This window comes from Micromonospora sp. WMMB482, from assembly GCF_019038635.1.
Lineage (GTDB): Bacteria > Actinomycetota > Actinomycetes > Mycobacteriales > Micromonosporaceae > Micromonospora > Micromonospora marina.
Map to the genome: position 1 here is coordinate 4,324,997 of NZ_JAHOPD010000020.1, position 26,528 is coordinate 4,351,524.

General features: G+C 73.5%; 34 protein-coding genes and 1 pseudogene. 18 read left to right on the top strand and 17 right to left on the bottom strand.

Annotated elements, in window-relative coordinates:
• Positions 1-48 precede the first annotated feature (48 nt).
• Positions 49-3,186 carry a BTAD domain-containing putative transcriptional regulator gene (locus KSK32_RS21580; protein ID WP_216932828.1) on the top strand — a complete coding sequence of 1,046 codons (3,138 nt, stop codon included), beginning with the start codon at positions 49-51 and terminating at the stop codon, positions 3,184-3,186.
• Here KSK32_RS21580 and KSK32_RS21585 read toward each other — a convergent pair.
• Together KSK32_RS21585 and KSK32_RS21590 are read right to left on the bottom strand one after the other, a co-directional pair.
• Positions 3,170-3,916, bottom strand: a complete 747-nt coding sequence (locus tag KSK32_RS21585) for an ABC transporter permease (RefSeq protein WP_216932829.1) — start codon at positions 3,914-3,916, stop codon at positions 3,170-3,172. The genes KSK32_RS21580 and KSK32_RS21585 overlap by 17 nt on opposite strands.
• Positions 3,913-4,854 (bottom strand): ATP-binding cassette domain-containing protein, encoded by a 942-nt coding sequence (locus KSK32_RS21590; RefSeq protein ID WP_216932830.1) that lies wholly within the window; start codon positions 4,852-4,854, stop codon positions 3,913-3,915. Before KSK32_RS21590 ends, KSK32_RS21585 begins: the two co-directional genes overlap by 4 nt.
• Positions 4,855-4,947: 93 nt before the next feature.
• On the opposite strand from KSK32_RS21590, the gene KSK32_RS21595 reads away from it, so the two are divergent.
• From KSK32_RS21595 to KSK32_RS21615, 5 genes are all read left to right on the top strand, one after another.
• On the top strand, positions 4,948-5,517 hold the full coding sequence (locus KSK32_RS21595) for a DUF4240 domain-containing protein (protein ID WP_216932831.1): 570 nt from the start codon (positions 4,948-4,950) through the stop codon (positions 5,515-5,517).
• Between the two features lie 77 nt (positions 5,518-5,594).
• Complete coding sequence (locus KSK32_RS21600; protein WP_216932832.1) at positions 5,595-6,674, top strand: DUF3800 domain-containing protein; 1,080 nt, start codon at positions 5,595-5,597, stop codon at positions 6,672-6,674.
• Positions 6,671-7,660: a BtrH N-terminal domain-containing protein gene (locus KSK32_RS34595; protein WP_216932833.1), complete on the top strand. Its 990-nt coding sequence runs from the start codon at positions 6,671-6,673 to the stop codon at positions 7,658-7,660. Before KSK32_RS21600 ends, KSK32_RS34595 begins: the two co-directional genes overlap by 4 nt.
• Positions 7,661-7,848: 188 nt before the next feature.
• Positions 7,849-8,724 (top strand): sulfotransferase domain-containing protein, encoded by an 876-nt coding sequence (locus KSK32_RS21610; protein ID WP_216932834.1) that lies wholly within the window; start codon positions 7,849-7,851, stop codon positions 8,722-8,724.
• Positions 8,725-8,745: 21 nt separating this feature from the next.
• Positions 8,746-9,456 (top strand): helix-turn-helix domain-containing protein, encoded by a 711-nt coding sequence (locus KSK32_RS21615; protein ID WP_216932835.1) that lies wholly within the window; start codon positions 8,746-8,748, stop codon positions 9,454-9,456.
• Here the strand turns inward: KSK32_RS21615 and KSK32_RS21620 are convergent.
• Together KSK32_RS21620 and KSK32_RS21625 are read right to left on the bottom strand one after the other, a co-directional pair.
• Positions 9,438-10,016, bottom strand: coding sequence for a dihydrofolate reductase family protein (locus KSK32_RS21620; protein ID WP_216932836.1), 579 nt, complete (start codon positions 10,014-10,016; stop codon positions 9,438-9,440). The genes KSK32_RS21615 and KSK32_RS21620 overlap by 19 nt on opposite strands.
• A gap of 53 nt (positions 10,017-10,069) precedes the next feature.
• Complete coding sequence (locus tag KSK32_RS21625; RefSeq protein WP_216932837.1) at positions 10,070-10,534, bottom strand: rhodanese-like domain-containing protein; 465 nt, start codon at positions 10,532-10,534, stop codon at positions 10,070-10,072.
• Between the two features lie 62 nt (positions 10,535-10,596).
• Between KSK32_RS21625 and ftrA the strand changes: the two genes are divergently transcribed.
• Entirely contained in the window at positions 10,597-11,598 is a 1,002-nt protein-coding gene (gene ftrA, locus KSK32_RS21630) for a transcriptional regulator FtrA (RefSeq protein WP_216932838.1), read from the top strand.
• Here the strand turns inward: ftrA and KSK32_RS21635 are convergent.
• Genes KSK32_RS21635 through KSK32_RS21645 form a run of 3 tightly spaced genes read right to left on the bottom strand, consistent with a single transcriptional unit; the run spans position 11,565 to position 12,728 of the window.
• Positions 11,565-11,933: a nuclear transport factor 2 family protein gene (locus KSK32_RS21635; RefSeq protein ID WP_216932839.1), complete on the bottom strand. Its 369-nt coding sequence runs from the start codon at positions 11,931-11,933 to the stop codon at positions 11,565-11,567. The two genes, ftrA and KSK32_RS21635, sit on opposite strands and share 34 nt — an antisense overlap.
• Positions 11,911-12,384, bottom strand: coding sequence for an SRPBCC domain-containing protein (locus tag KSK32_RS21640; protein WP_216932840.1), 474 nt, complete (start codon positions 12,382-12,384; stop codon positions 11,911-11,913). The genes KSK32_RS21635 and KSK32_RS21640 overlap by 23 nt, the downstream gene beginning before the upstream one ends.
• Positions 12,381-12,728 (bottom strand): helix-turn-helix transcriptional regulator, encoded by a 348-nt coding sequence (locus KSK32_RS21645; RefSeq protein ID WP_216932841.1) that lies wholly within the window; start codon positions 12,726-12,728, stop codon positions 12,381-12,383. The genes KSK32_RS21640 and KSK32_RS21645 overlap by 4 nt, the downstream gene beginning before the upstream one ends.
• Positions 12,729-12,900: 172 nt before the next feature.
• Between KSK32_RS21645 and KSK32_RS21650 the strand changes: the two genes are divergently transcribed.
• A complete protein-coding gene (locus tag KSK32_RS21650; protein ID WP_289256357.1) occupies positions 12,901-13,647 on the top strand; it encodes a hypothetical protein in 747 nt (248 codons plus the stop codon).
• A gap of 166 nt (positions 13,648-13,813) precedes the next feature.
• Here KSK32_RS21650 and KSK32_RS21655 read toward each other — a convergent pair whose 3' ends face one another.
• Positions 13,814-14,239: an iron chaperone gene (locus tag KSK32_RS21655; protein ID WP_216932842.1), complete on the bottom strand. Its 426-nt coding sequence runs from the start codon at positions 14,237-14,239 to the stop codon at positions 13,814-13,816.
• 144 nt (positions 14,240-14,383) lie between these two features.
• Between KSK32_RS21655 and KSK32_RS21660 the strand changes: the two genes are divergently transcribed.
• The 4 genes from KSK32_RS21660 to KSK32_RS21675 all read left to right on the top strand — a co-directional run bounded on the left by KSK32_RS21660 (position 14,384) and on the right by KSK32_RS21675 (position 17,358).
• Positions 14,384-15,121: a VOC family protein gene (locus KSK32_RS21660; RefSeq protein ID WP_216932843.1), complete on the top strand. Its 738-nt coding sequence runs from the start codon at positions 14,384-14,386 to the stop codon at positions 15,119-15,121.
• A gap of 53 nt (positions 15,122-15,174) precedes the next feature.
• On the top strand, positions 15,175-15,717 hold the full coding sequence (locus KSK32_RS21665; RefSeq protein WP_216932844.1) for a DinB family protein: 543 nt from the start codon (positions 15,175-15,177) through the stop codon (positions 15,715-15,717).
• A gap of 85 nt (positions 15,718-15,802) precedes the next feature.
• The gene (locus KSK32_RS21670) at positions 15,803-16,417 is read left to right on the top strand and encodes a dihydrofolate reductase family protein (RefSeq protein ID WP_216932845.1); all 615 of its coding nucleotides are present in this window, start codon (positions 15,803-15,805) and stop codon (positions 16,415-16,417) included.
• Between the two features lie 47 nt (positions 16,418-16,464).
• The gene (locus KSK32_RS21675; RefSeq protein WP_216932846.1) at positions 16,465-17,358 is read left to right on the top strand and encodes a hypothetical protein; all 894 of its coding nucleotides are present in this window, start codon (positions 16,465-16,467) and stop codon (positions 17,356-17,358) included.
• A gap of 2 nt (positions 17,359-17,360) precedes the next feature.
• Here KSK32_RS21675 and KSK32_RS21680 read toward each other — a convergent pair whose 3' ends face one another.
• The 7 genes and pseudogenes from KSK32_RS21680 to KSK32_RS21710 all read right to left on the bottom strand — a co-directional run.
• Positions 17,361-17,897, bottom strand: coding sequence for an SUKH-4 family immunity protein (locus KSK32_RS21680; protein ID WP_216932847.1), 537 nt, complete (start codon positions 17,895-17,897; stop codon positions 17,361-17,363).
• Positions 17,894-18,439, bottom strand: a complete 546-nt coding sequence (locus tag KSK32_RS21685; RefSeq protein WP_216932848.1) for a hypothetical protein — start codon at positions 18,437-18,439, stop codon at positions 17,894-17,896. Before KSK32_RS21685 ends, KSK32_RS21680 begins: the two co-directional genes overlap by 4 nt.
• The gene (locus tag KSK32_RS21690) at positions 18,436-18,963 is read right to left on the bottom strand and encodes an endonuclease (RefSeq protein WP_216932849.1); all 528 of its coding nucleotides are present in this window, start codon (positions 18,961-18,963) and stop codon (positions 18,436-18,438) included. The genes KSK32_RS21685 and KSK32_RS21690 overlap by 4 nt, the downstream gene beginning before the upstream one ends.
• Positions 18,956-19,450, bottom strand: a complete 495-nt coding sequence (locus tag KSK32_RS21695; RefSeq protein ID WP_216932850.1) for a hypothetical protein — start codon at positions 19,448-19,450, stop codon at positions 18,956-18,958. Before KSK32_RS21695 ends, KSK32_RS21690 begins: the two co-directional genes overlap by 8 nt.
• 3 nt (positions 19,451-19,453) lie before the next feature.
• Entirely contained in the window at positions 19,454-19,783 is a 330-nt protein-coding gene (locus tag KSK32_RS21700; RefSeq protein ID WP_216932851.1) for a hypothetical protein, read from the bottom strand.
• Positions 19,780-20,193 carry a YbaB/EbfC family nucleoid-associated protein gene (locus KSK32_RS21705; protein ID WP_216932852.1) on the bottom strand — a complete coding sequence of 138 codons (414 nt, stop codon included), beginning with the start codon at positions 20,191-20,193 and terminating at the stop codon, positions 19,780-19,782. The genes KSK32_RS21700 and KSK32_RS21705 overlap by 4 nt, the downstream gene beginning before the upstream one ends.
• A gap of 20 nt (positions 20,194-20,213) precedes the next feature.
• Positions 20,214-20,570, bottom strand: a pseudogene (locus KSK32_RS21710) (recombinase family protein); the annotation flags it as partial.
• A gap of 148 nt (positions 20,571-20,718) precedes the next feature.
• Between KSK32_RS21710 and KSK32_RS21715 the strand changes: the two are divergent.
• The 6 genes from KSK32_RS21715 to surE all read left to right on the top strand — a co-directional run bounded on the left by KSK32_RS21715 (position 20,719) and on the right by surE (position 24,753).
• Positions 20,719-21,663, top strand: a complete 945-nt coding sequence (locus KSK32_RS21715) for an FAD-dependent oxidoreductase (protein WP_216932854.1) — start codon at positions 20,719-20,721, stop codon at positions 21,661-21,663.
• Between the two features lie 63 nt (positions 21,664-21,726).
• A complete protein-coding gene (locus KSK32_RS21720) occupies positions 21,727-22,257 on the top strand; it encodes a hypothetical protein (protein WP_216932855.1) in 531 nt (176 codons plus the stop codon).
• Between the two features lie 174 nt (positions 22,258-22,431).
• Positions 22,432-22,620, top strand: coding sequence for a hypothetical protein (locus KSK32_RS21725; RefSeq protein WP_216932856.1), 189 nt, complete (start codon positions 22,432-22,434; stop codon positions 22,618-22,620).
• A 119-nt stretch (positions 22,621-22,739) separates the two neighbouring features.
• Complete coding sequence (locus KSK32_RS21730; protein ID WP_216932857.1) at positions 22,740-22,952, top strand: hypothetical protein; 213 nt, start codon at positions 22,740-22,742, stop codon at positions 22,950-22,952.
• Between the two features lie 57 nt (positions 22,953-23,009).
• Positions 23,010-23,936: a PfkB family carbohydrate kinase gene (locus KSK32_RS21735; protein ID WP_216936270.1), complete on the top strand. Its 927-nt coding sequence runs from the start codon at positions 23,010-23,012 to the stop codon at positions 23,934-23,936.
• A complete protein-coding gene (surE, locus tag KSK32_RS21740; protein WP_216932858.1) occupies positions 23,926-24,753 on the top strand; it encodes a 5'/3'-nucleotidase SurE in 828 nt (275 codons plus the stop codon). Before KSK32_RS21735 ends, surE begins: the two co-directional genes overlap by 11 nt.
• A gap of 48 nt (positions 24,754-24,801) precedes the next feature.
• On the opposite strand, the gene KSK32_RS21745 is transcribed toward surE, so the two are convergent.
• Complete coding sequence (locus KSK32_RS21745) at positions 24,802-25,029, bottom strand: hypothetical protein (protein ID WP_216932859.1); 228 nt, start codon at positions 25,027-25,029, stop codon at positions 24,802-24,804.
• A gap of 63 nt (positions 25,030-25,092) precedes the next feature.
• Entirely contained in the window at positions 25,093-26,466 is a 1,374-nt protein-coding gene (locus KSK32_RS21750) for a DNRLRE domain-containing protein (RefSeq protein WP_216932860.1), read from the bottom strand.
• Positions 26,467-26,528 lie beyond the last annotated feature (62 nt).

A 26,528-nucleotide genomic window follows, 5' to 3' on the forward strand; every position in this document is an offset into this window, starting at 1 on the left:
CGGGGGCGGCGGACCGGGCCGGGCCGCCGGGCGTGGCAGGATCGGCGCGTGCAGATCGGGTTGCTCGGGCCGTTCCAGGTCACCACGGACGGTGGCGTACCGGCCGACGTGCCGGGCGCGCGGCTGCGCGGACTGCTGGCCGCCCTCGCGCTCGCGCCCGGCCGCGTGGTCCCCAAGACGACGCTCGTCGACTGGATCTGGGGCGAGCAGCCGCCCGCCGACGCCGCGAACGCGCTGCAACGGCTGGTGTCGCGGCTGCGCAAGGCGCTGCCAGCAGGCGCCGTCGACGGGCTGCCGGACGGCTACCGGCTCGCCGTCGAGCCCGACGCCGTCGACGCCGTACGGTTCGAACGTCTCGTCCGCCGGGCCCGCGACGGCGACGGGCCGCAGCGGGTACGGCTGCTGCGCGAGGCGCTGGGCCTGTGGCGCGGGGACGCGCTGCGCGACATCGGCCTGCCGGACAGTCCGGCGCTCGACGCGGCGGCCACCCGGCTGGAACGGCTGCGCCTGACCGCGACGGAGGACCGGTTCGACGCCGAGATCGGGCTCGGCCGGGAAGCGGACCTGATCCCGGAGCTGACCGACCTGGTGGCCGCCCATCCGGTGCGGGAGCGGCTGGCCATGGCGCTGATGCGGGCGCTCGTCGCGGCCGGCCGGGACACCGAGGCGCTGCTGGTCTACCAGCGCACGGCCGACGCGCTCGCCGACGCGCTGGGCGCCGATCCGTCGCCGGAGCTGTCGGCGCTGCACGTCGCCCTGCTGCGCGGCGAGACGGTACGCCGGGAGGACACCCGCCGGACCAACCTGCGCGCCGAGCTGACCAGCTTCGTCGGCCGCGACACCGACCTCGCCGCGGTCGGCGCGCTGGTGGCCGAGCACCGGCTCACCACGCTCACCGGTCCGGGCGGCTCCGGGAAGACCAGGCTGGCCACGGAGGCCGGGCGCCGGCTGACCGGTGACCTGCCGGACGGCGTGTGGCTGGTGGAGCTCGCCGCCGTCAGCGCCGACGGCGACGTGGTGCAGGCGACCATCTCCGGGCTCGGCCTGCGCGACGCGCTGCTCGGCGACGCGGGCAGCGCGGAGCCCGCCGACCGGCTCGTCGCGGCCATCCGGGACCGGGAGATGCTGCTGATCCTGGACAACTGCGAACACGTCGTCGAACCGGCGGCGGCGCTGGCCCACCGGCTGCTCGGCGAGTGCCGGCGGCTGCGGATCCTGGCCACGAGCCGGGAACCGCTCGGCATCACCGGGGAGACGTTGTGGCCGGTCGCGCCGCTGGGCCTGCCGGACGGCGACGCCGCTGCCGCCGACGTCGAGTCGTCGCCCGCCGTGCGCCTGCTGCGGGACCGGGCCGCCGCGGTCCGCCGGGACCTCGCGCCGGACGCCCGCACGGCGACGACGATGGCGCGGATCTGCCGCGCGCTCGACGGCATGCCGCTGGCGATCGAGCTGGCCGCGGCGCGGCTGCGCACCATGTCCGCCGACCAGCTCGCCACCCGGCTCGACGACCGGTTCCGGCTGCTCACCGGCGGCAGCCGGACGGCCCTGCCCCGGCACCGGACGCTGCGCGCGATGGTCGACTGGAGCTGGGAACTGCTCACCGACGCCGAACGCGCGGCCCTGCGCCGGCTGTCGGTGTTCTCCGGCGGGGCGAGCCTGGACGCGGCCGAGCGGGTCTGCGCCGGCGGCGCCGTCGAGCCGGGCGACGTGCTCGACCTGCTCACCGCGCTGACCGAGAAGTCGCTGCTGGTCGCCGCCGGCGACGTCGCGCCGCGCTACCGCATGCTCGGCACGATCAAGGAGTACGCCGCACAGCGGCTCGCCGAGGCGGGGGAGGTGGACCTCGCGCGCCACGCGCACCTGGCGTACTTCATCGGCCTCGCCGAGGCGGCGGCTCCGCGGCTGCGCCGCGCCGACCAGCTCACCTGGCTCGCCCGGCTGGAAGCCGAGCACGACAACATCACCGCCGCGATGCGCGGCGCGCTCGCCGCTGGCGAGGGGCGCGAGGCGATGCGGCTGGCGGCCGGCGCCGGCTGGTACTGGTGGCTCGGCGGCCACCGGGCCGAGGGCATGGAACTGATCATCGCGGCCACCGCGGCGCCGGGTGAGGTGCCCGACGACATCCGTGCCGTGGTGTACGGGCTCGTGGTGCTGTTCCTCAGTTCCGGGCCGGGCGACGCGCAGCACGCGGCGGAGTGGATCCACAAGGCGTACCGGTTGGGCGGGGACGGCCGGGGCGGTCACCCGGAGCTGGCGCTGGTCGTGCCGTTGGAGCGGATGCTCCGGGAACCCGACCGGCTGCTACCCGCCTGGGAGTCGCTGCTCGACCACGAGGATCCGTGGGTACGCGCGCTGGCCCGGCTGCACCTGGGCAAGCTGCGGGTCATCCTCGGCATCGAGGCGGCGCAGGCGGAAGCGTGTCTGCGGCAGGCGCTCGCCGAGTTCCGGGCGGTGGGCGAACGGTTCGGGATCTCGTTCGCGCTCAGCGAGCTGGCCGAGCTGATCGCCGTACGCGGTGACGTCGCCGCCGCCTGCGACCACTACGAGCAGGCCGTCACGGCGGTCACCGAGGTCGGCGCGGTCGAGGACGTGATCCGGATCCGGGCGCGGCTGGCCTGGCTGTACCGGCTGGCCGGCGACGAGGCGGCGAGTGGCGCCGCCGTGGCCGAGGCGCAGCGGCTCGCCGCCCGGGTGGCGTGGCCCGGCGCGCTGGCCGAGCTGGCGCTGACGAAGGCGTACCTGGCCCGCCACGACGGCGACGCGGACGAGGCGTACGCGCAACTGCGGTCGGTGTCGGCGTTGCTCGGCGACGAGGCGGACCTGGCCGGCGTCCGGGCCGGGATTCAGGATCTGCTGGGTCACCTGGCCGAGGACGTCGAGCAGTCGCGTGCCCATCGGGCGGCGGCGTGCCGGGCAGCGCGCGAGGGCGGCTACGCGCCGCTGACCGCGCAGGTGCTCGTCGGCGTCGCGGACCTGGCGCTCCGGCTGGACCGGCCCGACCAGGCGGCGCGGCTGCTCGGTGCCGCCACCGCGGTACGCGGGCTGCCCGACCGCGCCCACCCCGACGTGCCCCGGATCGAGGCGGCGGCGCGCGACCGCCTCGGCGACGCGAGGTTCGCCGAGGCGGTCGCACAGGGCCGGGAGACCGGCTGGGAGCGGCTGGTGGAGATCACGCTCGCTTCGTGAACGTGGACCGTGCCCACAGGTAGCCGACCACCGCGATGCCGGCGCACCAGGCGATCGCGGGGATCACGTCGCCGGCCGACGGCGCGCCGCCCAGCAGGCCGCGCAGGGTCTCGATGATCGGCGTGAACGGCTGGTACTCGGCGAACTGCCGCAGTCCCGGCCCCATCTTGTCCGCCGGCACGATCGCGCTGCTGAAGAACGGCAGCAGGACCAGCGGCACGGCGGCCATGCCCGCCGACTCCGGCGACTTCGCGAACAGGCCCAGCGCGACGGTGAACCAGCTGACGGCGACGCTGAGCAGCACCACCATGCCGGTCGCACCGAGCCAGTGCAGGGGATCGGCGGCCGGGCGGAAGCCGAGCAGGAACGCCACCCCGACCAGGGCCGCGACCGCGAGGACGTTCGTCAGCACGGTGGCGACGACGTGGCCGGTCAGCACCGCGCCCCGGGAGACGTGCATGACCTTGAACCGGTTGATGACGCCCTTGGTCATGTCGGAGCTCACCGCCGTCGCGGTGCCGCCGAGGCCGTAGCAGACCGCCAGCAGCATCAGGCCCGGCGTCGCGTAGTCGACGTAGTCGACGCCGACGGAGAACGCGTCGCCGAGCATGTACACGAACATCAGCATGACGATGATCGGCATCAGCACCGCGTTGAACACCGAGGTCGGGTTGCGGCGCAGGTGCGTCAGGTTGCGTCGCAGCATGACGACCGAGTGGTTCCTGCTCATTTGGCGGCCACCTCCGGGGCGCGGCCCGTCAGGGCCAGGAAGACGTCGTCGAGGTCGGGGGTCTGGACGGACAGGTCGGCGGCGCTGATCGCGTGTGCGTCGAGCCGGTCGAGCAGGGCGCGCAGCGCCTCGGTTCCGCCGTCGGTGGGCACGCGCAGCGCCAGCGACTCCTCGTCGCGTACCGCCTCGGGCAGCACCAGCGCCGCCGCGTCGAGTTCGGCGACGGTGCCGAACCGCAACCGCACGTGCGTGCCGGGGATCCGGCGCTTCAGTTCCTCCGGCGTGCCCTGGGCGACCAGCCGGCCCTGGTCGAGCACCGCGATCCGGTCGGCGAGGCGGTCGGCCTCGTCGAGGTACTGGGTGGTGAGGAAGACGGTCACGCCGTCGGCCACCAGCTCCCTGATGATCGACCACATGGTGCGGCGGCTGCGCGGGTCCAGCCCGGTCGTCGGCTCGTCCAGGAAGATGATCCGCGGCTCGCCGACGAGCGTCATCGCCAGGTCCAGCTTGCGGCGCATGCCACCGGAGTACGTCGACACCAGCTTGTCGGCGGCCTCGACCAGGTCGAACCGTTCCAGCAATTCGGCGACGACCCGCTTGCCGGTCACGCGGTTGCGCGGGCCGAGGTCGACCATCAGTTGCAGGTTCTCCCGCCCGGTGAGCAGCTCGTCCACCGCCGCGAACTGCCCGGTCACGCCGATCGCCGCGCGGACCGCCTTGGCCTCGGTGGCCACGTCGTGCCCGGCCACCCGCACCGACCCGGCGTCCGCGCGGATCAGGGTGGTCAGGATGTTGACGGTGGTGGTCTTGCCGGCCCCGTTCGGGCCGAGCAGGGAGAAGATCGTCCCGGCGGGGACGTCCAGGGCGATGCCGTCGAGCACCACCCGGTCCTTGTACGCCTTGCGCAGTCCGGAGACCGCGATCGCTGAGCTCGTCATGCGACCACCATGGGTGGCCGTACCGCCACCGCCCTGACACGGCGCTGACACGGCCGCTGACAGCTTGTCGGTGGGTGGGCGTACGGTCCCGCCGTGGATCGGGAGACGTTCTGGGACATCGTGGAGCGGGCGCGTCGTGCCGCGGGACGCGAGACGGTCACCGCCGAGGGAGCCCGGTCGGTGGCCCGGCACCTGGTCGCGGAGCTGTCGGTGCTGAGCCCGGCGGCGATCGTGGGATTCGAGCAGGCGTACGACGACGTGAATCTGGAGGCGTGGCGCTGGAACCTGTGGGCGGCCGCCTACCTGATGCGCGGCGGCTGCTCGGACGACGGATTCGACTACTTCCGCGGCTGGCTGGTCGCGCAGGGGCGGGCGGTCTGGGAGCGGTCCGTCGCCGATCCCGACTCGCTCGCCGGGGCCGGCGTCGACCCGGACGACAACGCGGTCGACTGTGAGGCGGTGCTGAGCGCGGCGGGCGACGCCTACGCCCAGGCGACCGGTGCGGGCACCGACGCGTTCTGGGAGGCGCTCGACGCCGCCGACCGGGCTGCTCCCGACCGGGCGCCGACCGACCCGGCCGGTGACGACTTCGACTTCGGCGACGACGCGCAGATGCGCGCCCGTCTTCCGCGCCTGGCGGCGATCTACCGGCCGGTGGAATGAGGCGGCACGACCCGCCTGCGGCCCGATCCGGGTCAACCGCTGGTCCGTCGCGGGCCGGGTGGGCGAGCATGGTCGGCATGGCCGGGTCGACGGGTGCGAGGCTGCCGCTCCAGGGCGGGCTGCCACCCGGCGAGGTGACGACCGGCGCGGTGCGGGAGATCGCCTGCGACGAGTCCGGCTTCTCCGGCACCAACCTGCTCGACCCGGCCACCCCGGTGATCGTCCACGCCAGCGTCGACCTGAGCCGCGACGAGGCGGCCGCGGTGATCCGTACGCTGCGGTCCGGGTTCCGGTTCTCGCCCGACGAGGTCAAGTCCCGGCAGTTCCTGCGCCGCCGCGAGGCCGCCGAGGTGGTGGAGTGGTTCCTGTCGGCGCTGCGCGGCCGGGCGCACGTGCACCTGGTCGACAAGGAGTTCTTCCTCGCCACCCGGGTCGTCGACCTGCTGCTGGCCGATCCGTCGTACGCGGCGGGCACCCGCCGCGCCGGTGACCGGCGTCCGGCCGCGGCGGCGCTGCACCGGGCCGGGCGGGCGGCCGGGCCCGGCTGGGCGGTCTTCCTCACCGCCGTGGTCGAGATGCTGCGCACCAAGCGGCGGGACCGGGCGGACGACCGGAGCGTGGCACGGTTCTTCGCCGCCCGGGACGAGTTGCGCCGCCACGTCGGCGACGGACCGGCCGGCGCGGTCCTCGACGCGCTCGACCCGGCCCGGGTGGCAGCCGTGCAGGCCCGGTTGTACGCGGGCGACCGGACGATCCCGCCACCGCTGGAGCCGCTGCTGCCGGCGCTGGCCGAGACCGTCCTGCACTGGAGCGGCGACGGGCGACGGGTGCTGGTCGTCCACGACGAGCAGAGCGCGCTCACCGAGGACCGGCTGCGCCGGCTCCAGGCGGCGCTGGCCCCGGGCGACCCGGCCGGGCCGTCACCGCTGGCCGGGCTGGTGATGACCGATTCGCGCGACGACCCGCGCGTCCAGGCCGCCGACCTGCTCGCCGGGGTGGCCCGCCGGATGCCCGGCGTCCCCGGCGACGGGCCGCTGCGCCCACTGCTGTCCCCGGCCCCCGACCACGACCCGAGCGCCCTCGTCGCGACGCATGACCCGAGCGCGGCAGTGGTGCACGACCCGAACGCCGTGACGGCGGAACAGGAGCCGACGTGATCCTCGACGACGTGACGCCGACCGGCGGGGCGCACTGCGAGACCACCACGCTCGGCGTGCTGACGCGGCACGCCGGGCTGGACCTGTCCGAGCCGATGCTGTTCGGCCTCGGCGAGGGGCTCGGCTTCGTCTACTGGGACGCCAAGGGCATGGACGTGCCGTTCCTCGGCGGGCGCACCAAACCGTTGTGCGTCACCCGGGCCGCCGCCGGTCGCCTCGGGCTGGACCTGCGCGTCCGGGAGACGACGTCGGCGGCCAAGGCGTGGCGCGACGTCACCGAGGCGCTGGACGCCGGGCAGCCGGTCGGCCTGCAACTGGACTCGTACCACCTGGACTACTTCACCACCAAGGTCCACTTCGGCGGGCACACAGTCGCGATGTACGGCTACGACGACACCCACGCCCACCTGGTCGACACCGCCCAGCAGGGCGGCGCGGTGACCACCACGCTGGACAGCCTGGCCCGGGCCCGCGCCGCGCGCGGACCGATGACCGCGCGGCACCTGTCGTACACGCTCACCGCTCCCGGCGGCCCGCCGGACCTGGCCGCCGCCGTCCGCGCGGCGGTACGCGCCAACGCCGCGGCGTTCCTCAACCCGCCGATCGCCAACCTCGGCCACCGGGGGATCGCCACCACTGCCGCCCGGGTGACCCGCTGGCTGGACCGCGCCGCCGACCCGGCACGCGACCTTCCGCTCGCCGCGACGCTGATGGAACGCGGCGGCACGGGCGGCGCGCTGTTCCGCGCCGTGTACCGCGACTTCCTCGCCGAGGCCGCCACCGTCACCGGGGACGCGCGGCTGCGCCGGGCGCAGCGGATGTACGCCGGCATCGCGCCGCTGTGGACCGCCGTCGCCGACCACATCGCCACCGCCGGGCGCAGCGGCGACGCCACCCACCTGACTCGCGCGTCGGCGGTCCTGGCCGACCTGGCCGTCCGCGAACGGGAGGCGATGACAGTGCTGGCCGCGGTCGACGCCGGGTAGGCGTCAGCTCGGGTCGAGAGCCGGCTCCCAGGGGGCCGGGATTGACATTAATCGGACCGTCGGGGATATTCCTAGCGGCGCGTCGGGGCGCGGGGCGGAGCAGGCCAGGTCTGCGGACTTCACCTGCGTGACGTGCGGAAAGGTGTTCGTGCTGCCCCTGCTCCGCGGGGTCCGGATGAGGTTGGGAAATGATTAATCGGGCCGTTGAATTCGCCAAGCACAATTCGCCGAATTCTCTGCGCGTCAAGGCCCGGCGGGCGCAGATGGAAGCGCGCAACGCCCGCATGCGGCTCACCGTCCCGGTGGTGGCCCGCAGCGAGTTCGCCAACATCTTCCACTGCACCGTCCGCAAGACGGGCAGCCAGTGGATCAAGGCGCTGTTCAGCGACCCGGCCGTCTACCGCCACTGCGGGCTGCTGCCCTACGACCCGCGCTTCTACTCCGGCGGCGTGACCGCGCCGGTGCCGGCCGGCCGCATCGGCCTGGCGATCTTCCTCTCCCACAAGCGGTTCGAGGCGGTGCCCAAGGCCGGCAGCTACCGCGCGTTCTTCGTGATCCGTGATCCGCGCGACGTGGTCGTGTCCAGCTACTTCTCGCTGCGCAACTCGCACGCCCCGATGGGCGACATCCCGCAGGCGCGCAAGGCCCTCCAGGAACTGCCGAAGAAGGAGGGCATGCTCTACGTCATCGACCGCCTGCGCGACAAGAAGCAGTTCGGGCAGATGCGGTCCTGGGCGGCCGCGCCGAGCGACGAGACGTTCCGGCTGTTCCGCTACGAGGACCTGACCGGAGAGCGGCAGGCCGACGAGGTCGACCAGCTCATGCGCCACTGCGGTATCACGCTGCCACCGGCCGAGCTGGAGGCCCTGCTGGCCCGCTACAGCTTCACCAAGATGAAGAAGTCGAAGGAGACCCCGGGGCGGATCTCCCACTACCGCAAAGGCGCGTCCGGCGACTGGCGCAACCACTTCGACGACGACATCTACGCCGCGTACACGAAGGCGGCCGGTGACCTCGCCGAGATCCTCGGCTACCCCGCCCGGGACGAGACCCCCGCCCACTGACGACCGCCGTATGCTCCCGCTGTGGAGCTGCGGTTCACCACGCGGGCGTCCGACTCGGCCTGGATCGACACCGTGTGGACCTGCACCAGCGATCGGGTCGACGAGATGACCTCGGTGGCGACGCCGTGCTGGGGACTCGTGTTCTGGCAGCGCGACGGGCGCTCGTACGCGGCCGTCTCCGGCCCGGAGACCGCCACCGGCACCGCGCCCGTGCCCGAGGGGGCGACGTTCGTCGGCATCGAGTTCGCGGTGGGCACCTCGCTGCGGCTTGTACCCACGCCCGCGCTGGTGGACGGCGGCGCCGAGCTGCCCGACGTGAGCCGGAGGACCTTCCGGCTCGACGGCGGCCGGTGGGCCACGCCCGGCCCGGACGACGCCGAGGCCCTGGTGGAGCGGCTGGTCCGGGCCGGTGTGGTGGTCCGCGACCCGCTCGTCACCGAGACGTTGCGCGGCGGCCGTCCACCGGCGTCACCGCGTACCCTCGAGCGCCGGTTCCGGGCGGCGACCGGGCTGACCCGGGGCGCGGTGCGGCAGATCGACCGCGCGCGTCGCGCCGCCGTGCTGCTGGCCGCGGGCGGCCCGCCCGCCGACGCGGTCACCACCTTCGGGTACGTGGACGAACCGCACCTGGCCCGCGCGCTGCGCCGGTACGTCGGGCGGACGGCCGGTGAGCTGCGCGCGGGCGCCGGTGGTGCGATAGCGCTGGACCCGGCTCAGCGGGTCACGTCGTAGATCAGCTTGACGACGCCGTTGGGGTAGGCGGCCGAGTCCCGCAGGCGCAGCGCCTGCCGGTCCCGGTCCGCCTGGCTGAACAGGCCCTTGCCGGCGCCGAGCAGCACCGGGAAGACGAGCAGGTGGTACCTGTCGATCAGGTCCGCCTCGGCGAGACGACGGGCGAGCTCCGCGCTGCCATGGATGAAGATGTCGCCGCCGTCGCCCTGCTTGAGCGCGGCGACGTCGGCGGTGCTCCGCAGGACGGTCAGCGGTCCCCAGCCGTCGATCAGCGCGTCCTCGGACAGGCTGGACGACACCACGTACTTCGGCAGGTCCCGGTAGGCGGCGTGGTCCTCGGAGTCGCGCCAGGTCGACGCGAACGCCTCGTAGCTGCGCCGCCCGAACATCAGCGCCGTGGTCTGCGCCAGCTCCTCGCCCTTGAGCGAGAACGCCTCCGGCAGGAACTCGACGTCCTTGACGACCCAGCCGCCGCTGCGGTGTTCCTCGCCCGGACCGCCGCCGGGGGAGTCCACCACGCCGTCGAGCGACATGAATCCGGTGTAGACAAGATCACGCATGCGGCCATGCTAGAAACGGCCCGACCTGCTGTCTTGTACGGAACCGACACGCCTCAGCAGCCGCACGAAGCGCCGGCCGGGGCGGTGAGGTCGTCGGCGGTCCGCCGGACCAGCCCCGTCCCGGTGCGTACCGGGAAGCCCTCCCGCACCCAGTACTCGTACCCGCCGATCATCTCCTTGACCGGCCGGCCGAGCCGGGCGAACTCCAGCGCCGCGCGGGTGGCGCCGTTGCAGCCCGGCCCCCAGCAGTAGGTGACGACTGTGGCGTCCGGCGGGACCAGCTCGCCCGCCCGGCCGGCGATCTCCGCGGTGGGCAGGTGCAGGGCACCGGGAATGTGCCCCTGCCGCCACGCCGGAAGGGAGCGTGAGTCGACCACGACCAGGCCCGGGACGCCCGCCTCCAGGTCGGCGTGCACGTCGCTAACGTCGGCCTCGAACGAGAGGCGGGCCGCGAAGTGGGCGAGGGCGTCGGCGGGGCGGGCGGCGGGGATGCGCAGGACGTTCGACATGGCATCCATCGTGGTGGCCGCCGTCCGGCCGCTCCAGTGGCGCGAGTGACGCCCTTCGCTAAGATCCCGCCATGGACCGCGCCACGGTGTCGGTGCTCGCGTACGAGGGCATGTCGGTGTTCGAGACCGGGATCGTCACGGAGGTCTTCGGCCTGCCCCGCCCGGAGTTCGACGTGCCCTGGTACGAACTGACCGTCTGCGCGGAGACGCCCGGCGCGGTGCGGCTGGTCGGCGGCGCGACGCTGCACACCGGCCACGGCCTCGACGCGTTCTCCGCCGCCGGCACGCTGATCGTGCCGGGCGTCGCCGACGTGCACGCCGACCCGTCGCCGGCGCTCACCGACGCGCTCCGCGCGGCCCACCGGCGCGGCGCCCGGATCGTGTCGATCTGCTCTGGCGCGTTCGCGCTGGCCGGCGCGGGACTGCTCGACGGCCGCCGCGCCACCACCCACTGGCGGTACGCCGACCTGCTCGCCCGGCGCCACCCGGCGGTACGCGTCGACCCGGACGTGCTCTACGTCGACGACGGGGACATCCTCACCAGCGCCGGCAGCGCGGCCGGTCTCGACCTCTGCGTCCACCTGGTACGCCGCGACCACGGCCCGACGATCGCCAACGCGGTCGCCCGGCGGCTGGTCGTGCCGCCGCACCGCGAGGGCGGCCAGGCGCAGTTCGTCGAGGCGCCGGTGCCGGGCGACCCCGAGGACGACCGGCTCTCCGCCAGCATGTCCTGGGCGCTGGCGAACCTCAACGCCCCGATCACCGTCGACGGGCTGGCGCGGCGGGCGCACATGTCGGCCCGCACCTACCTGCGGCACTTCGCGCGGGCCACCGGCACCAGCCCGATCCGGTGGCTGATCGACCGGCGCGTCCAGGCCAGCCTGCCGCTCCTGGAGACCACCACCGCGCCGATCGAGGAGGTCGCCGCAGCGGTCGGGTTCGAGACGGCGGTGACGTTCCGGCACCACTTCGCCGCCGCGATGCGGACCTCGCCGTCGGCGTACCGCCGGGCCTTCACCCGGTCCGGCGGCCGCCGCGCTCACGGCCCGGCGGACGCCAGCGGTACGACGTAGGAGTCGACGCGGGCGATCAGCCCGTCCCGGAACGTGAACAGGTCGTTGAAGGCGAAGCGGAACGGCCCGTGCTCGACGCTGACCCCCCGTCCCTCCCCGGTCACCACGACGACCGGCCCGTCCTCGTGCACGCGCTCGACGTCGAGCTGCGGGCTGCCGGTGAAGGCCGGGTTCTCGATCTCGCCGTCGAACTCCGCCCGGCCCCGGGTGGTCCGGTGGCCGTGGATGACCCACTCGACGTCGTCGGTGAGGGTGGCGAGGATGCGTTCGTGGTCGCTCGCCCGGAAGCCGGCGAAGTATTCGGCGACCAGGTCACGCTGGGATGCTCGGGTCACTGGTGTCTCCATCGTCGGGTCGGAGGTGGGCGGCGAGGGCGTCGAGGATCGAGGCGAGCCCGTCGGCCGCCTGGTCGGTACGCAGCTCGGGCGGGAGCTTGCGCTGGTGGACGGTGAGGTCGGTGCCGTTCCCGGCGGGCCGCAACGTGACTGTGGTGCGCAGACCGGTGACCGGCTCGTCGAACACCAGCGCACGCGGCGGGTCGACGCGTACGTAGACGAACCGCAGCCGCCCGGTCCGGCCGTCCGGGGCGCGGGTGTCGAGCGCGAACCCCCCACCGGGCCGCAGGTCGACGGTCACCGACGCCTGCGGCACCGTGGCGTGCGAGCCGCCCCAGAACGCCGCGAGGCCGGACGGTGAGGTGAAGGCCTCCCACACCCGGTCCGGCCCGGCGGGCAGGTGGCGCCGGGCGATCAGCTCGTCGCCGTGCCGTTCGGTAGCCGCCCTCACCGGGCCGTCTCCGGATCGCCGAGGTGCGTCTCCAGCGCGTCGAGACGGTCGTCCCAGGCGCGGCGCTGCTCGTCGATCCACGTACCCAACCCGGTGAGCCGGTCGACGCGCAGCCGGCACGGTCGCCGCGTGCCCTCCCGTCGCTGCTCCACCAGGCCGCACCGGCGCAGCACGCCGACGTGGTGGGAGATGGCCTGCGGCGTCAGGTCGAACGGCTCACCCAGCTCGCCCACTGTGGCCTCTCCACGGGCGAGGCGGGTCACCAGGGCGCGGCGGACCGGGTCGCCGAGCGCCGCGAATGCGAGGTCGAGGTCGAGGTCGAGGTCCGCACCGGTCGAACGCATGCCCCTCACGCTATCGCAAATTACCATTTGCGCAAACAACTTTTGGACTTTCCAAGCGCCGAGCCTGCGCCCCGGAACGTGGCAGGGGGTGCGGGCGTTGGGAAGGCAGGCGCTGTTTCGCGGGACGTGGCATCGGGAACGTCCTCGGGACGGGCACGGGACGGAGGTCGACGTGAGCACACCGAGCCGCCGTAGGCGGATGCTTGGCGTACCCCTGCTCGTCGCCGCGCTGCTGGCCGGCGCGTGTGGCGGCGGCGGTGAGAACGACGGCGGCGACGCGGCTCCGGGCGCGACCTCGGCGGTCCCGTCGCCCACGTCGGCGACGCCGTCGGCGTCACAGTCGTCCGGCGGGCGCGTGACGATTCCGACGTCAGCCTTCGCCGACCTGCCGCCGGAGTTGCGCAAGACCGACGCGCAGCCGATGGAGGTCACCGACGCGCTGCCGGAGTTGTGCGACCAGGAGTTCCGCAGCGGCGGGCGGTCGGTCACCGCGAGCGCCGCCATGATGAGCACCTACAAGCAGCCCAAGGATCCGCCGGAGAACGTGCCCTACGGCACGCTGCACCAGACCGTCTTCGCCTTCGAGGACAACGGCGCCGCCGACTACCTGCGCCGGGTGAGCGGCGCGGTGGCGGACTGCCGGTCGTTCCAGGCGCCGGGCGGCACCGTCACCGTCCGGTCCGAGCAGATGCCCGGGACCGGTGACGAGGCCCTGCTGGTGACGGTGAGCCGACCGGCGACCAACCTGAACGGCAGCCCGGCCGAGGGGCGGACCACCAGCCAGATCCTCGTGATCCGGGTCGCCGACGCTGTCACGGTCGTGCACGACCAGGGCTGGGAGGGCAGCAGCAACGACCCCGGCCTGGCCGACGACGTCGCCCGGGCCGCGGTCAGCGGCCTCGACTCCTGGCAGCGCTAGCGGCGGCAGGGTGCCACCAGCGGTGCAGAACGGATGGACCGCCGCGACGCGATGGGAGCCCGCCATGACCGTACGTCCGGACGTGCCGGTCCACCTCGCGTACCTCCTGGAGCGCCTCCCGGGACGCCGGGGGAGGCACGGGTGCCGACCGCCTGACGGCACGGGGTCAGGACACAGCGGCCCGCACCAGCTCGGTGATCCTCTTCTCCACCTCCGGGCTCCACTTCACCAGCGCGAACGACGCCGGCCACATGTCGCCGTCGTCGAGGTTGGCCGCGTCCTGGAAGCCCAGCGTCGAGTAGCGGTACTTGAACTTCCCCGCGTCCTGGAAGAAGACGACGATCTTGCCGGCCGCGTTGGCGTACGCGGGCATGCCGTACCAGGTCTTCGCCGACAGGTCCGGCGCGGCGGCGGTGATCGTGGCGTGCACGCGCTCGGCCAGCTTCCGGTCCTCCGGCGCCATCTGCGCGATCCGGTCGAGCACCGCCTGGAGGTCGTCGGCCTTCTTCGCGCCCTTCTTGCCCTCGGTGCGCAGCTCGGCCGCGCGCTCCTTCATCGCGGCGCGTTCCTCGGCGCTGAAACCGTCGGACATCTCGATCCCCCTTCGTGGCTCGCGGTCCGCGTGGTGCCGACCGCCTGGGGACAACGCTATGGCGCGGCGGTGACGGTGCGCTTCTCGATTCCTGATCACCTGCCGGGACCACGGCGACCCGGCGCGGCACCTACCATCGCCGCCATGGCAACCCGGCTCGTACAGATCAACATCAAGGCCCACGACGAGGTGGCGCTCGGCGGCTTCTGGGCGGAGGTGCTCGGCTGGGAGATGTCCAGCGAGGCCCCCGGCGTGACGAACCTCGAGCCCGAGGGCTTCACGTACCCGGACCCCCGCGCCGTCTACGTCGACCTCGTCGTCTCCGCCGAGCCGAAGACAGCGAAGAACCGCGTCCACGTCGACCTCGCGACCACCTCGGCCGCGCACCACGCGGAGCTGGTCGCGCGCCTGACCGCGCTCGGCGCCACCCCCGCCGACGTGGGCCAGGGCGACGTGCCGTGGACGGTCTTCGCCGACCCGGAGGGCAACGAGTTCTGCGTACGGGAGCCGAACCCGCGGCATGCGGACACCGGACCGATCGCCGAGGTGGTGGTCGACTGCGCCGACCCGCGTGCCATGGCCGGGTTCTGGAGCCGGGCCACCGACTGGACAGTGCACGAGGCGACCGACCAGAAGGCGGTGCTGCGCTCCGCTCAGGGTGTCGGGCCGTACCTGCGGTTCGCCCGCACGGCCGACGCGAAGACCGGCTGGAATCGCGTCCACCTCGACGTCCGCCCGTACCCGTCGGACGACCTGGACGCCGAGACCGCCCGCCTGCGGGCCCTCGGCGCCACCGCCGCGGACCTGGGCGGGGCCGACATCCCGTGGCGGGTGCTGATCGACCCGGAGGGCAACGAGTTCTGCGTCCTCACCCCGGGCTGACGCCGACCGTCGCGCCGCCCCCGCGGATTTCGCCGGCTGCCTATGCTTCGGTGATGGGTGACGCGAGCACCGACACCGAGACCGAGGCCGGGGCGCTGCTGGCCGTCCTGGAGCGCAACCGGCGGACCTTCGCCTGGAAGACCGACGGGCTCGACGAGACCGGCCTGCGCGCGGTCACCGCCGCCAGCACCATGACACTCGGCGGCCTGATCGCGCACATGGCCCTGGTCGAGGCGGACTGGCTGGCCGTGAAGACGGCCGGTCAGGGGTACGGACCGCCGTGGGAGGGCGTCGACTTCGACGCCGAACCCGACTGGGACTGGCGTTTCGGCGCGCAGGCCGCACCGGAGGACGTGTACGCGCTGTGGCGGGCAGCGGTACAGCGGTCGCGTCGGCTGGTCGACGCCGTCGTGGCCGAGCGTGGACTGGCCGGGCCGTCGTCGTTCACCTGGCCGGACGGACGCACCCCCACGGTCCGCAGGATGCTCCTCGACATGATCGAGGAGTACGCCCGGCACACCGGCCACGCGGACCTGCTCCGCGAGGCGGTCGACGGGCGGGTGGGCGAGGGCGCTCCGCCGGAATTCACGTTCTGACCCCCGGGTGACGTCGTCGCGGTCCGATGAGTTCGACCCGGTACGGCGGTCAACCCGTCGAACCCATCTGTGAAGGAGCACCGCGATGGCCAACGTCATCTCCACGCTGTTCATCTCGGCCGACGGCGTCGCCGAGATCGACCCCGACTGGCACTTCCCGTACTTCGACGACAACATGGGCCGCGCCGTCGGCGAGGACTACGACACCTCCGACGTGCTGCTGATCGGGCGCGAGACGTACGACAGCTTCGTCGGCGCCTGGCCCGACCGGGAGGCCGCCGGCGGTGAGGACGCGCCGTTCGCCAAGCAGCTCGGCGACATGCGCAAGGTCGTCGTCTCGCGCCAGCCGCTGGAGTTCTCCTGGCGCAACTCCGAGTTGATCCAGGGCGACCTGGTGGACGCCGTGCGCGCGCTCAAGGCCGACAGCGGCGTCAAGGGCATCCTCATTCCCGGCTCGATCTCGGTGGTGCAGCAACTGCTCGCCGCGGGCCTGGTGGACGAGCTGCGGCTGCTGGTGCACCCGGTGGCCGCACGCAAGGGCCGCCGGCTGTTCGACGAGGGCGACGCGCCGTACCACCTGCGGGTGGCCGCTACGGAGGCGTACCCGACCGGCGTGATCCGGGTGATCTACACCCCGGCCCCGGCGCCGGGCGCGGTCGGCTACGACGAGGTCAAGGACCAGGTGCCGACCGGCAGCTGACGATCACGGGGCGGCGGCGGACCGGTGTGTCGTGAAAGGATCCGCCGGTGCCTCGCGCCCCGCTGCTGCTGATCCTCGCGGCGGTGTCCGCCGTCGCCCACGTCGTCGGCGTCCTGGTGGCCGCCCCGCTCTGGCGCGGCGCCGAGGTGCTGGGCCTGGCGCTGCTGCTCGCGTACGCGGTGGCCGCCGGACTGCCGGCTCCGCGCTGGGCGGTGCCGGCGGCGCTCGTACCGCTGCTCGTGGACGCGGCCCGCACCATGCCGGCCGAGCCGGGCGCCGGGGAGTTCGGCTGGGTGGTGTACGGCAGCGGCGACAGCGCCTTCGACAGTACGGCCGGCTTCGACGCGGCGTTCGCCGGCAGCTGGGCGGCGCTGGTCGCGGTGGCGGTGCTGCTGGTCGCGTTCCGGGGCCGCGGACGGCGCCGGCACCTGATCGCCGCGGCGGTCGCCGCCGCCCCCGTCGTCGGGTACGCGGCCGTCCGGGTCACCGGCATCGGCACCGCCGTGGCCGCGAGCACCCGGGTCGTGGAGGTCCGCACCGAGAGCACGCTGACCCGGGTGGGCGGCCCGGGGCACGACCAGGCCGATGTCGTGCCCGCGCTCGTCCTCGCGGTGCTGCCGCCGCTGGCGCTCGCACTCGCCGCACTGGCGCTCGCCGTGCTGCTCGCCGGGCGGGGCCGGCGGCTCGCCGCGACCGGCGCGGCACTGCTGGCGATGCTCGCGTTGCCGCTGCTCGACGCGGCCATCGAGGCGGTGCCGCTGCCCTACTCGGTCGACAGCACCGCACTGTTCGCCTGGTACGCCGTCACACCCACCCGGATGCTGCCGCAGCCCGTACCGGCCCTCGTGGCGGTGGTGGAGCTGAGCGCGTACCTGCTGCTCGTCGCGGGCCTGACCCGTTCGCACCGTGCGGCGGTGCCCGCCCCGGCAGCGGCCGGCTGACGTCAGGCGGTCGACTCCAGCTCGTCGAAGGCCATGGTCCACCACGACTCCGGATCCGCGAACGCCACCGGGTCGACCGGGCGCAGGTCGTCACGGATCGCCGCCGCTCGGGCGGCCCGTTCCCGCCCGCCCGGGTCGGTGGCGATGAGCTGCCCGAGCCGGTAGAGGAACTCCACGAACGCGGCGAACGTGCTGTTCACCGTCTCCAGATTCGGCGTCTCCAGATCCAGCAGGATCACCGCGCCGGTGCCGGCGTCCAGGCAGAACAGCAGTGCCGGGTCCTCCGGCGAGGAGCCCAGCACCACGTACGGGCGGGGGCCCCGGTCGCCCAGCTCGATCGACAGCGTGGAGAACAGCTCGACGTCGGGGACCGACACGTCGACCGTGAACAGGATCGGCACCTCGACCGGCAGCGCCCCGCCGGGCGGGAACACCTCCGGCCCGAGCGGGCCGAGGATCGCGTCGAAGCGCTGGTCGGGGAAGTAGATGACCCCCCGCTCACCCCACAGCGCGGTGAGCTGCTCCCGGGTCACGGTCACGGCTGCGCCTCGTCCTCGTCGACCTCGTCCGCCTCGTCGAGCAGGCCCTGCCGGTCGAGGAACGCGTACCACCCGTCGTCGTCGGTCACCAGCTCGGCGTAGCCGGGTCCGAGCACGTAGTAGTGCACGAACGAGTCGAGGTCGGGTGCCAGCTCCTCGAACGCGTCGCCCATGAACCACTCGGTGCCGGTCGGCGGGAAATGCCACACCGCGCCGGTGGCCCGCTCCAGGAAGATGGGCTCGTCGCTGCGGGTGCCGACGACCAGCCAGCCGGTCTTGTCCTGGCCGACGGGGGAGAAGTCGGGCGCGTAGTCGAGGAAGTACTGCACCCCGGCGAGCCGGCCGGCCGAGGCCAGTTCGAACGCGCCGGCCCGCAGGCCGTCGGCGGCGAGCAGCAGATCACGCAGGCCCGCCGGCAGCTCCGCCGGCACGTCACCGGCGTCGGCCGGGTCGCCGATCTGCGCGTACGCGAGGCTGGCCGGCTCGTCGGCGGCCAGATCGGCGCGGAGTTCGCCGAGAAGCTGCGCGAGATCGGAAGTCAATCCACTACCTCTATTCGGATCGGGGTTCCGTCCGGCAGATTCTGGATCTGCCCCCAGATCTGGGAGCCGATGTCCGTGTTGGTTCTACCATGCAGCAGCTTGAGGTTGCCGACGGTGTCCGGCCCGCCGAGCTGCAGTTCCCACACGTGATCGGGGTGGTAGTCGCTGAGCCGTTGACTGAGCCGGTTGGCGAGGTCCTTGTCGTGCGGCCAGTACTTGTCCCAGATCTTCTGCCGGATCCGGTCCTTGTATCCGTCGGTGATGCTCTTGTCCCGCTCCACCGGGTTGGTGGCCTTGTAGAGCCTGTCCTCGTCGCTGAGCTTCTTCAGCGCGGCCATCTTGCGCCGGAACTGGGCGGTGGCGTGGAAGTTCCGGCGCTCGACCCGCACCACCTTCGTCGGCAGGCTCCGGTCGGGCCCGGTGACCCGGACGATCGGCTTCTCCAGCTTCTCGACCGCCTTGCGGACGATCTTGCCGGCCGCCGGTTTCGCGGCGGCGCCCCGGCCGCGCCTCGGGCTAGGCATCGAGCAGTCTCCCGATGACCTGGTCGATGAGCGCGCCGACGATCTCCCGGGTGATGATCTGGAAGATCGGGATCTCGGCCAGCGAGGCACCGAACGTGACCACGGCGGTGGCGATCGCCTGGGCGACCTGGAACGCGAGGATGGCGAGCTGCACGATCACCGCGATCTTCAGCGCCAGGACGATCGCCGCGCAGATGATCAGCCCGGTGCCGAGCAGCATGGCCGCGGGCATGCTGTCGTGCAGCACGAGCGGCCCGTTCTGCTCGCCGCCCCACCACTTCTGGAACGCCGTGATCGCCGGGCCGACGTTCTGCGTCCAGACCTGCGCGGCCACCGCGTCCACCTCACCGGCCGCCGAGCCGATCCGGCCGCCGAACTCCAGCCACGCCTGGCCCATCTCGAAGAGCTTCTCCTCGTCGGCGGCCGGCCAGGTGTAGCCGATCCAGCCGAGCGCGGTGACCAGCTCACCGGGTAGTTGCAGTCCCACGGCTCACCCCAGTCCGCCGGCGAGCGAGCGCATGGTGCCCGCGCCGTCCTCGTCGACCCGCTCGTACGCGTCGGCCATCCCGGTGATGTCGGCGCCCGCGGACGTGAACTCGTCGGCGGCCATGCCGACGCAGTCGAAGATGTAGTTCGCCACCTCGGTGTAGGCGATGCCGATGAGCGACCCGATGTCGTCGGCGCCCCACGGTTCGCCGTACCCCCGCATCCGCGCCTCGAACGCCTCCAGCTCGCCGTTGAACCGCTTGGCGAGGTCGGTGACGCCACGCCCGGCGGCCCGGATCAGCGGCGGGTGCACCTCGAAGCCGCCGCCGCTCATCGCTGCCCGCCGCGTGCCAGCCGCTCCTGCGCCTCGGTGAGCGCGTCGAGGAACGACCCGAGCCGGGGTACGGCGGTGTCCCGTACCTCCTGCAACTGCTCCCGCAACTGCGACATGTCCGCGACCTGCGGGGCCGGGCCGGTCCGCAGCCCGTCGATCGCCGCGTTGACGGCGGTGACGATGTGCGCGGTCAGCTCCTCGGAGCCGAGCCGCATCAGCCGCGGCTCGACGTGCAGCGACTGGAGCTTGCCGTCGCGCCCCATCTCGGCGCGTACCTGTCCGTCGGCGGCCTCGCCCACCGCGGGTGTCTCCGCCTCACCCTCCGGCGGCGGACCCACCGTCCGAAGTGCCGCCATCGTCGCGTCGAGCATGCGGGTGAAGTCGCCACTCATCGAAGAGTCTGCACTCATGAGCCGTAACCTTTCAGTGACCGGACGAACCGGTCCCGGTGCTCCACCACGATCGTCGACACAGTCGGATCACGTAGCAGCGTGAGGAACTTCTCACGGTGCCCTTTGAGCGCCGAGCCGACCTCGGTCACCACCCGGTCCATGCCGAGTTTCTGCCCGGTGGCCCATACGGTCACCCTGGCGACCTGCCGGTCCAGGTCGGCTTTCTGATCGGCCGACGACTCCCGGGCGTACACCACCGTCCACCCGGCCCGGGCCTTGGCCGCCGTGCCGGTGACCGGCTCCCCGACCATGATCAGACGACCGAGGCGGTCAGCCGGAACGGGCAGCGTCCCGGACTCGTAGCACCGACTACTGAGGACCCGACACACCAGCAGTTGTCACCCCCCAAGGCCAGACGCCACGAGCGTAACCGAGACGGACAAAGCGATTTGTCCCGTGCGCCGCCCGATCCGTCTTGAACACCAGCCGTCCGGGCGGCCACCATCGGCGGGAACACGCGGGTACTGGTGACGGGAGCGGATCATGACGACGGCGGACGTGGTGGTGGTCGGCGGCGGGGTGATCGGGATGACGACCGCGCTCACGCTCCAGCGGCGGGGCGCACACGTCACCGTGCTGACCGCCCACGACCCGGCGGACACGGTGTCGACGGTGGCCGCCGCGGTCTGGTACCCGAGCCACACCGAGGAGGATCCCCGGGTGCTGCGCTGGGCCCGGGACACCCACGCCGAGCTGCGCCGCCAGGCGGCCGGCGGTGTGCCGGGGGTGGTCGACCGGCCCACCCGGATGTGGTTGCGCCACCGCTTCGCCGGGCCGCCCTGGTGGGCCGACGCCTGCGGCGACCTGACGGCCGAGCCGGCGGATCCGCCGTACACCGCGCTGCTGCGGTTCACCGCCCCGTCGGTGGAGATGACCAGCTATCTCGCCTGGTTGCGGCAGCGCCTGGAGGCGGGCGGGGGCCGGATCGTGCGCCGCGCGCTGGGCACGCTCGCCGAGGCGTACGAGTTCGCGCCGGTCGTGGTGAACGCGACCGGCCTGGCCGCCGGCCGGCTCGCCGCCGACCCGGCCGTGTTCCCGGCGCGCGGGCACGTCCTGCTGGTGGCGAACCCGGGCCTGACCGTCTCGGTGCGCGACGAGGACGACCCGGCCGGCATCACGTACGTGCACCCGCGGCGGCGCGACGTGGTGCTCGGCGGCACCTACGAGGCGGGGGTGTGGCAGACCGGCCCCGACCCGGAGGAGGCGGCGGCGATCCGGCGCCGGTGCGTGGCGCTGGTGCCGCAGATCGCGGACGCGCCGGTGCTGGGGGAGCGGATCGGGCTGCGGCCCGTCCGGCACGGCGGCCCCCGCGTCGAGGTGGACCCGGCGGACGGGCGGCTGGTGCACGCCTACGGGCACGGCGGGGCCGGGGTGACGCTGTCCTGGGGCTGTGCCGCCGAGGTGGCCGATCTCGCCCTGGGCGTCTGACCGTCCCGGCGGGGGCGAACTGTCGGCCCGCCGTCGGAGCGCACGGGCGGTAACCTCGGCCCGGTGTCCGCCCGCCGTGTCGCGCTGTCCGCTCTGATCGCGCTGATCTGCGTCCACATCGGCTGCACGGTGGTCGCGCTCGCGGCCTACAGCCACCGGATCGGCCTGGTGACCCACGACGGCTCCGGTTTCCTGGTGGAGCTGCTCGACGCCGTGGTGACCCTGCGTGACCTGCTGCCCGCCGTGCTCTGGCTGCTGCCGCTCACGCTGCTCGTCACGTTCGCGGCCCTCGGCCGGTGGGCCGCCCGGCGGACCGTCCGCCCCGACGACGAGCGGCTACCGGCGGCGGCGTGGACCGCCGGTGTCGCCGCGGCGCTGCTCAACCCGCTGGCAGCCGTGCGCTACGCGTCGGCCACCGCCGAGGGCGGCGAATACATGCGTACGGTGCAGGTGGAGACCACCCTTCTGGTGCTCGCCGCGGCCGTGGCGACCACGATCAGCGCGCTCGCCGTTGCCGGGTTCGTCCGGCGCTCCGACACGGCAAGCCCGGCGTCGCGGCGGTACTCCAGCAGCAACAGCAGGCGCGCGGGCTGACGCGGCCACGGGCCGGCGCAGACCCGGCACAGCCACAGCGGCCGGATCACCACGTGCGGCCGGATCGCTCTGGGTGGGCGGCCCTGGGTCGGCGAGGAAGTCGGCATACCCCATACGGTGACCGAGGCGTTGACCCGAGTCAAGGAGCCAGGGCAACTGTCTAGCGTCCGGCTTATGGAGCTGGTGGGCGCAGCCGAGATCCGCGTGATGCTGGGTGGCATCAGCAAGCAGCGCGTCTACGTGATCACCAGTCACCGCAACTTCCCGGAGCCGGTGGCCGACCTGGTGCAGGGCAAAGTCTGGCTGAAGTCGGACGTGCAGAAGTGGATCAAGGAGAATCGGCCCGAGCTGGCCGCTGACTGACCAGGAGCAGCGCGGCGTGGACCGGTCAGGAATCGAGAAGCGTCGCGCGGGTGGGCGGACCTAGCGTTTCCGGCACGGGCCTCCCACCAGGGCGGCCACCGGGGAAAGGTCGTCGACCCATGGACACGCGCATCCGTCAGCTGCACCGCTGGTTCTCCGTCGCCTTCACCGCGACCGTCGTGATCACCTTCGTCGCGCTGGCCCAGGAGGATCCGATCGTGTGGGTCTCCTACGTGCCGCTGCTCCCGCTCGCCCTGCTCCTGATCAGCGGCCTCTACCTGTTCGCGCTGCCGTACCTGCGGCGCCGCCGTACCGCCGCGCGCCCGCGCTGACCTGGGGGATTACCGGGGCCGGTCAGCGGGCAACACTGGCGGATGGACCAGAAGGTGATGGTGTTCGCCCCGGCCCCGCTGTTGACGGTGACCATCGAGCAGCAGGGTGACGTGCCCGAGCTGCACCTGCACCCGGGCGGGCAGGGGGTGTGGCAGACCCGGATGATCGCCGCGCTCGGCGTGCCGGTGACCATGTGCGTGGGCCTCGGCGGCGAGGTCGGCGACGCGGTCCGCAAGCTGCTCGACGACGAGGACGTCACGGTACGGGTGGTGCGCCGGGAGTCCGGCACCGGCTGGTACGTGCACGACCGGCGCGACGGCGAGCGGACCGAGATCGCCGAGCACCCGGGCGCGCCGATGGTGCGGCACGACATCGACGAGCTGTACACGGTGACGCTCACCGAAGGGCTGCGCGCCCCGGTCAGCGTGCTCAGCGGCCCGGCCGACCCGCAGGTGGTGGACCCGGACATCTACCGCCGGCTCGCCGCCGACCTGAGCGCCAACGGCGGCAAGGTGGTTGCCGACCTGTCCGGGCCGTACCTGGAGGCGGTGCTCGACGGCGGTGTCGCAGTGCTGAAGGTCAGCCACGAGGAGCTGCTCGACGACGGCCTGGCCAAGGACGACAGCGTGGCGGCGCTGCGCGACGCCGGCCGTCGGTGCCAGGAACGCGGCGCGCGCACGGTGCTGATCAGCCGCGCCGGGGAGCCCGCGCTGGCGCTGCCGGAGGACGGCGAGCCACTGCTCGTGCACGCCCCGCCGCTGGAGTTGGCCGACCATCGGGGCGCCGGTGACTCGATGACCGCCGGGGTGGCAGCGGTGCTGGCCCGGGGCGGTGACCTGCGGGAGGCGCTGCGCATCGGCGCTGCCGCCGGCGCGCTGAACGTGACCCGGCACGGACTGGGCACCGGCCGGGCCGAGGCGGTGCGGGAACTGGCCGGCCGGGTCCGGCTGACCCCGCTGGACGGTGGCGACGATGACAGCTGACCGGCCCCGGGTGCTGGTGACGAACGACGACGGCGTGCACGCTCCGGGCATCCGCGCGCTCGCCCGGGCCGCGTACGAGAGTGGAATGGACGTGGTGGTCGCGGCGCCGGAGGCTGAGGCGAGCGGGATGAGCGCGGCGCTGTCCGCGGTGACCGAGGACGGCCGGCTGGTGTTCCGCGAGACCGAGCTGGACGGGCTGCCCGGCGTGCCCGCGTACGCGGTGGCCGCCTCCCCGGCGTACATCGCGATCCTGGCCGGGCTCGGGGTGTTCGGGCCGGTACCGGACCTGCTGCTGTCCGGCATCAACCGGGGCGCCAACGCGGGCCACGCGGTCCTGCACTCCGGCACCGTGGGCGCGGCGCTGACCGCCGGCAACAACGGCATCCGCGCGCTCGCCGTGTCGCTCGACGTGCTCACCCCGGCGCAGGCGAGCGCCGGCAGCGGCGGCGCGGCGATCGCGGTGCTCGACAGCGTGGACGACGAGTCCCGCCACTGGTCGACGGCCGCCGAGCTGGCCGGGACGCTGCTGCCCTGGCTGGCCGGCGCGAACCCGGGAACGGTGCTCAACCTCAACGTGCCCGACCTGCCGGCCGAGCAGGTGGCGGGGCTGCGCCAGGCGACGCTGGCGCCGTTCGGTCAGGTGCAGGTGTCGATCGCCGAGCGCGGTGAGGGCTTCGTGCGTACGGCGGTGGAGGAGAACGCGGTCCGCGCGGTCCCCGGCACCGACATCGCCTGGCTCGCCGACGGGTACGCGGCGGTGACCGCGGTCCGGGCGCTCGGGCACCTGCCCGAGATGGAGCTGCCGGTCGACGGCTGAGGACGTCTCCGCCCCGCCACCGTCGCACGGGTGGCGGGGCGGAGAGCGTCACTCGCCGGCGGCGCGCCTGCGGTCGGCCTCGGCGTCGGCGGCGCCGACCGGGGTGCCGTCGCTGTCCCGGTCGGCCCGGGACAGGTCCACGTCGGCGCCGGCCCGGGCGGCGTCCGCCGCCGCGTCGTCAGCGCCGACGACCTCGCCGCCGCCGGTCTCCTCGTCGTCGGCAACCAGCCGTCCGGCGGCGGCCAGCCCGATCGGTGCGTACCTGGGGTCGGTCATCTCGTCCTCCTCACCGGTGCTCCTGCTCAGGCGGTACCCCGGGACGAGGCGCGGCACACGCCGTCAGTGGCAGCTGCCGGTGCCGCTGTCCCGGTAGGTCTGCCCGGCCACCGGCACGAACTCCCAGTCGTACGTGGTGGCGTGCAGGGTGAACTTCAGGACGCCGTACGCGCTGCTGTTGCGGGCCTCGCTGTTGGGCTGGATGGTGCCGAAGCTGTAGTGGCTGGACCCCCCCATCCCGGCGACGAAGCTGCGCAGCCCTCGGGCGGTGTCCAGGCCGCCGTTGGGGTTCATGGGTGCGAACCGTTCGTACACGTGGTTGTGACCCCACACGACGACGTCCGCGTCGTGGTCGTAGAGCGCCTGGTAGAGCGGCCGGGTGCCGGTCGACGGCGCGTGGTTGGAGCTGGACGTGTACAGCGGGTGGTGCCAGTAGGCCAGCGTGCACGGCTTGGTGCTGGCCGCGAGGTCCGACCGCAGCCACTGCTCCTGCGCCGACCCGGCGGACATGCTGATGTTGGAGTTCAGCGACACCACGTGCCAGTTGCCCAGGTCGTACGAGTAGTAGCCGCGTCCGGACGGCCCGGCCTGGCTGCCGAAGTAGTTGTAGTAGCCGCTCGCGCCGGAGGTGTTGTAGTCGTGGTTGCCTGGCGACGGGCGGGTGCGCGACTTGTGCCGACCCCAGGTCGGGTCGTAGTAGCTGCTGAACTCCGACGCGGTACCGCTGTTGTAGACGTTGTCGCCGGTGGTGAACACGGTGCCGGAGATGCCGTCGAGCAGCGTCGCGGTGGCGCTGTCGCCGGAGCCGGAGTTGCTGATGTCACCGGCGCCGACCAGCACCGGGTCACCGGCCGGCGGCGTGCTGCCGGTGGTGATCACCAGTTGCGGGGCGTTCCCGCCGCTCTCCCGGGAGCTGTAGTAGGCACCGTCGCTGCTGGTGGAGGTGGCGCCGAAGCTGAACGTGCCGTTGCCGGTGACCGCTGCGGTGACGTCCACCTCGTACCAGCTGCTGGCGCTGACCGAACCGATCGAGCCCATGGTCGCACCGTCGATGGCCGGCTGGTTGTTCCAGGTGGTACCGGTCTCCGACCAGGTGGTGGACGACATCGCCCGCACCGTGCCGCCGACGTTGCTGCCGTTGTTGCCGCTGATCGTGCGCAGCCGCAGCTTGGCGCCGGTGACCGTACCGCTGACGCCGCTGACCGTGAACCGCAGGAACATTCGGCGGACCGGGGAGTTGTCCACCACGATCTGCGTGGCGGAGCCGTAACCGGTGCCGGCCGTGTCGCTCTGCACGTACGTGTCGGCGACCGGGGTGAACGTGAGGCTCGCCGCCGACGCGGAGCCCGGGCCGGTGAGGACGACGGCGGTGCCGGCCGCGACCAGCAGCGCGGCCGCGCCCAGCGTGACCGGCGGGCGGGGGAGTCGGATGCCCATCCAGGGGCTCCTTCCATGGGGGTGATGACAGCTCACGGAATGTAGGAGTGTCGATGGGCCGG